The following is a 4,222-nucleotide window of genomic DNA, read 5'->3' on the forward strand; positions in this document are numbered from 1 at the left end:
ATCTGCGGTTGCGAGGCCTCCACCGTCATGGCCGCCAGCAAAGGACCGACGACCGGGTCATTGCCGGCCACGTCGCAACCCTTGATGACAGGCGGCATCAACGTGATCAATGGGTTGAGCGCATAGGAATCCAAGGCCATGGAGCCGCAGAAAAGGGTGCTCGTCGCGCCCGTTCCTTGCCGTACCACTTCGCAGACGTTGCCCCCCAACTTGATCACCTTGCAACCTTCGAGCGAGTCCCCTGCAACGTCCGGCGCGCTCGCCAGCCGATGGGCGATGCCTTGTGGCAACAGCACCAGATCGCCATCGCGTAACTCCTGCCAGCCTTGCGATTCAGTATGAATCCAACACGGGCCCTGGCCGACAAAGTGAAACCGAAGCAGCTGTTGTTGCGGAAAGTCTATGCTCCATGGGTGCCGGAGCTCGCAGCGGCCATAGTTGACACCACTCAAGCGAAAGTCTTGCAGAACTTCGCTGAGCGCATCCATCGGGATATGTGGCGTCGAAGACGGCCGGGACGAATAGTCAGGCATATACCTGATATAGATGCCGAACGTCCGGCAGGCAAGCGGGGACCGTTGTTCCACAAAGTAAATCGTTGCAGCGGCACCCTACCCCTCCCGGCAGATTTCTCGCCTTGCCTCCCACTCCAACTGCATGCAAGGAGTTCTGCTACACACAGGGACAAGAGGCATGGCGGCGGAAGCATCGGGCAGTGATCTGGTTCAGGTGGTGGCACTGCTTGCTGCCGGCGTCGTTGCCGTTCCGATCTTCAAGCGCATGGGCCTTGGCTCGATCCTCGGCTATCTGGCCGCCGGCGTGGTGATCGGTCCGTTCGGCCTCGGCGTCTTTTCCGAATCGGCAGCCATTCTTCATGTCGCCGAGCTCGGTGTGGTGATGTTCCTGTTCATCATTGGGCTGGAAATGCAGCCGTCGCGGCTGTGGGGCCTGCGCCGTGAGATCTTTGGCCTCGGTGCGCTGCAGGTCGGCGTCTGCGCGCTGCTGTTGACCGGTGTCGGCATGGCCGGAGGGTTTCCGATCGCGCAATCCTTCGTCGCCGGCGCCGGCTTCGTGCTGACCTCGACGGCGATCGTCATGCAGCTTCTGGAGGAACGCGGCGAGATCGCTGCACCGAAAGGACAGCGCATCGTATCGGTGCTGCTGCTCGAGGACCTTGCCATCGTGCCGCTGCTGGCGCTGATCGCGTTCCTGGCGCCCGGCGGTGCCGACACCAGCCTGATGGAGCGGCTGACCGAAATCGGCATCGGCCTTGCCGCAATCGTCGGCCTGGTGGTGGCCGGCCGTTATCTGCTCAACCCGTTCTTCCGCATCCTGGCGGATGCCCGTGCCCGTGAAGTGATGACGGCGGCGGCACTTCTGGTCGTCCTTGGGTCCGCCCTCGCCATGCAGCTCAGCGGCCTGTCGATGGCGATGGGTGCCTTCCTGGCCGGCGTGCTCTTGTCCGAATCAACCTTCCGCCACCAACTCGAAGCCGACATCGAACCCTTCCGCGGCATCCTGCTTGGCCTGTTCTTTCTCGCGGTAGGCATGTCGCTCGACCTGCATGTGGTCGCGGCGAACTGGCGGCTGATCGCCATCTATGTCGTCGCCTACATGGTGATGAAGGCATTCGGTATCTACATCGTCGCCCGCATCCTGAAATCAGGCCACCGCGAAGCCCTGGAGCGCGCGGTCTTCATGGCACAAGGCGGCGAATTCGCCTTTGTCCTTTACTCGGCGGCCGCGGCGGTCGGCATCATCGACGGCCAGGCCAACGCGACGCTGACGGCGATCGTCATCATCTCCATGGTACTGACGCCGCTGGCCATCATCGCCTTGCGCTATCTGACGCCGCGTGACGAGCAGTCGCTCGACGGGGTCGATGTCGCCGATGGCCTGACCGGCAGCGTGCTGGTCATTGGTTTCGGCCGCTTCGGCCAGATCGCGAGCCAGCCGCTGCTGCTGCGCGGCATCGACGTCTCGATCATCGACAATGACGTCGAAATGATCCAGGCGGCGGCCGATTTCGGCTTCAAGGTCTATTATGGCGACGGCACGCGACTGGACATCCTGCATGCCGCCGGCGCCGGCCGTGCGCGCGCCGTGCTGATCTGCGTCGACAAGGCCGATGTGGCTGTTCGCATCGCGGAGCTCATCAAGGCTGAGTTTCCTTTGCTCACCGTGCTGGCCCGCGCTTTCGATCGTGGTACCGCGCTGCAGCTCATTCGCGCCGGCGTCGACTACCAGCTGCGCGAAACCTTCGAATCCGCACTTGTTTTCGGCGGCTCGGCCCTGGAATCGCTGGGCGTCGATCCCGAAGACGTGGCTGAAACGATCGAAGACGTCAGGCGCCGCGACACCGATCGCTTCGAAACCCAGCTTGCCGAAGGCATTCGCGCCGGACAGCGCTTCCTGAGAGGCAATATCGGTACGCCGATTCCGACACCGCTCTCCACGCCGCGCCGGCCTGGTCAGGCACTCAATGAAGAAACCGCGGGTGTGCTGCACAAACCCGAACCCGCCGATTGAGCAAGGAATTAGGCATGGAATTGGACAGCAGGGCCCTGTCGGTCACCAAATTCTGGCGCGATGCCGGCGAGGATGCCTGGTTCGAGAAGAACGAGGCATTCGATGCCGAGTTCCGCGACCGCTTTCTCGGCCTGCACTACGCCGCCGCGCGGCGTGAATGCGACGACTGGCTGGAACATGCCGAAGGCGCGCTGGCGCTGATGATCCTGCTCGACCAGTTTCCGCGGAACTGTTTTCGCGGCACCGGCCATATGTACGCGACCGATCCGCTCGCCAGATATTTCGCGGAGAGGGCGATCGCGGCTGGTCATGACCTGGCACTCGAGGAAGAACTCCGCGTTTTCCTCTACCTGCCTTACGAGCATTCGGAACTGCTGGCCGACCAGGACATTTCGGTCGAACTGACGCAGGCCTGGGCCGAGCCATACCTGAAGTACGCTGTCGAACACCGCGATATCATTCAGAATTTCGGCCGTTTTCCGCACCGAAACAAGATGCTTGGCCGCGAAACCACCCCGCAGGAGCAGACGTTCCTGGATGGCGGCGGTTTCTCCGGTTAAAGACCCCGCTCCAAGGTGTGTTGAGATTCAGGTCAGGCCGAGTCGAAAACGGTGGGTTCCGAGAACCGGAGCGGAGCGTACATTTGGGTACGTGAGCACCGGAAGCGCAGGAACTCGCCGTTTGCAGGCCGGCATCACCTGAATATCAACGCACCTAGGCCAACCACCAATCCCGGCCGGAGGACAATCGCTCGATGCCTGAAGTATCGACGGCGACCAGGCGGTCGGTGATGCTGCGACCGCTGACAACCAGGCCGGGCGCGATCTCGGCCAGCGGCGCCAGCACGAAGGCGCGCTCCAGCATGCGCGGATGCGGCACCTCCAGTCCGGTCTCGTGGATGACGCGGTCGCCGAACACCAGAATGTCGATATCGATCAGCCGCGGCCCCCAGCGCTCCTCCCGGACACGCTTCAGCTTGCGCTCCGCATCGAGGCAGAGGTCGAGCAAGGCACGCGGTGCAAGCACGGTGGAAATTTCGGCGGCCGCATTGAGAAAATCCGGCTGATCGAGCTTGCCCCATGGCGGCGTGCGATAAAGCGAGGAGACGCCGGTGACGCGCGTATCCGCGTCGGCATCCAGCATGCGCAGCGCCGCGCCCATGGATTTCGCCGGATCGCCAAGATTGCCGCCAAGGCTGAGATAAACGGTACTATTCGGGCCAGACAACGGTCACCTCGACATAATCGAGCACGCCGGGCACCGGTGCGTTCGGCTTGCGCACTGTGATCTCGGCTTTCTTTATCTGCGGAAAACGCGCCGTCAGCGCACGGGCCACTTCGAGCGCCAGCGACTCGATCAGAAAACCGCGCTGCCCGGTGATGATCTTCTCAATGACGGTGAATGCAATGCCGTAGTGGACTGTATCCTCGATCGAATCCTCGGCAAGTGCGCGGCCTGGATCGACGGTGAGAACAGCATCGACATAGAAGCGCTGGCCGAGCCTTTCCTCCTCGTCCAGCACGCCGTGCCGGGCAAAGAAAGCGCAGTTCTTCATGCGGATGACATACATCGCTCAGTTTCTCGCCTGGTCCGTCCGACGCGCCAGCATAGCATCCGCGAGCGCCAAAGCGTCCACGTTGAATGCGACATCGTGGACGCGAAACAGATCGGCGCCCTGGAGCCTCAATATAAC

General features: G+C 62.4%; 5 protein-coding genes and 1 pseudogene. 2 read left to right on the top strand and 4 right to left on the bottom strand.

The window, feature by feature from the left end; genetic code table 11:
• On the bottom strand, positions 1–533 hold a 533-nt coding region (locus EN750_RS20970; protein ID WP_145967808.1), incomplete at its 3' end, for a cupin domain-containing protein.
• 160 nt (positions 534–693) lie between these two features.
• On the opposite strand from EN750_RS20970, the gene EN750_RS20975 reads away from it, so the two are divergent.
• Together EN750_RS20975 and EN750_RS20980 are read left to right on the top strand one after the other, a co-directional pair.
• Positions 694–2,529 (top strand): monovalent cation:proton antiporter-2 (CPA2) family protein, encoded by a 1,836-nt coding sequence (locus EN750_RS20975; protein WP_127397523.1) that lies wholly within the window; start codon positions 694–696, stop codon positions 2,527–2,529.
• Positions 2,530–2,543: 14 nt separating this feature from the next.
• Positions 2,544–3,089 carry a DUF924 family protein gene (locus EN750_RS20980; protein WP_127272684.1) on the top strand — a complete coding sequence of 182 codons (546 nt, stop codon included), beginning with the start codon at positions 2,544–2,546 and terminating at the stop codon, positions 3,087–3,089.
• Between the two features lie 154 nt (positions 3,090–3,243).
• Here the strand turns inward: EN750_RS20980 and folK are convergent, their stop codons facing one another.
• The 3 genes and pseudogenes from folK to EN750_RS40865 all read right to left on the bottom strand — a co-directional run.
• A complete protein-coding gene (gene folK, locus EN750_RS20985) occupies positions 3,244–3,756 on the bottom strand; it encodes a 2-amino-4-hydroxy-6-hydroxymethyldihydropteridine diphosphokinase (protein ID WP_127272685.1) in 513 nt (170 codons plus the stop codon).
• Positions 3,740–4,099, bottom strand: coding sequence for a dihydroneopterin aldolase (gene folB, locus EN750_RS20990; protein WP_127397524.1), 360 nt, complete (start codon positions 4,097–4,099; stop codon positions 3,740–3,742). Before folB ends, folK begins: the two co-directional genes overlap by 17 nt.
• Positions 4,100–4,102: 3 nt before the next feature.
• Positions 4,103–4,222, bottom strand: a pseudogene (locus tag EN750_RS40865) (dihydropteroate synthase); the annotation flags it as partial.

The sequence above is a fragment of the Mesorhizobium sp. M7A.F.Ca.ET.027.03.2.1 genome, from assembly GCF_003999175.1.
In the GTDB taxonomy this organism is placed as follows: domain Bacteria; phylum Pseudomonadota; class Alphaproteobacteria; order Rhizobiales; family Rhizobiaceae; genus Mesorhizobium.

Coding starts and splice junctions, on each gene's coding strand:
- EN750_RS20980 (WP_127272684.1), top strand. CDS start 2,544: ATGGAATTGGACAGCAGGGCCCTGTCGGTCACCAAATTCTGGCGCGAT.
- EN750_RS20975 (WP_127397523.1), top strand. CDS start 694: ATGGCGGCGGAAGCATCGGGCAGTGATCTGGTTCAGGTGGTGGCACTG.
- folB (WP_127397524.1), bottom strand. CDS start 4,099: ATGTATGTCATCCGCATGAAGAACTGCGCTTTCTTTGCCCGGCACGGC.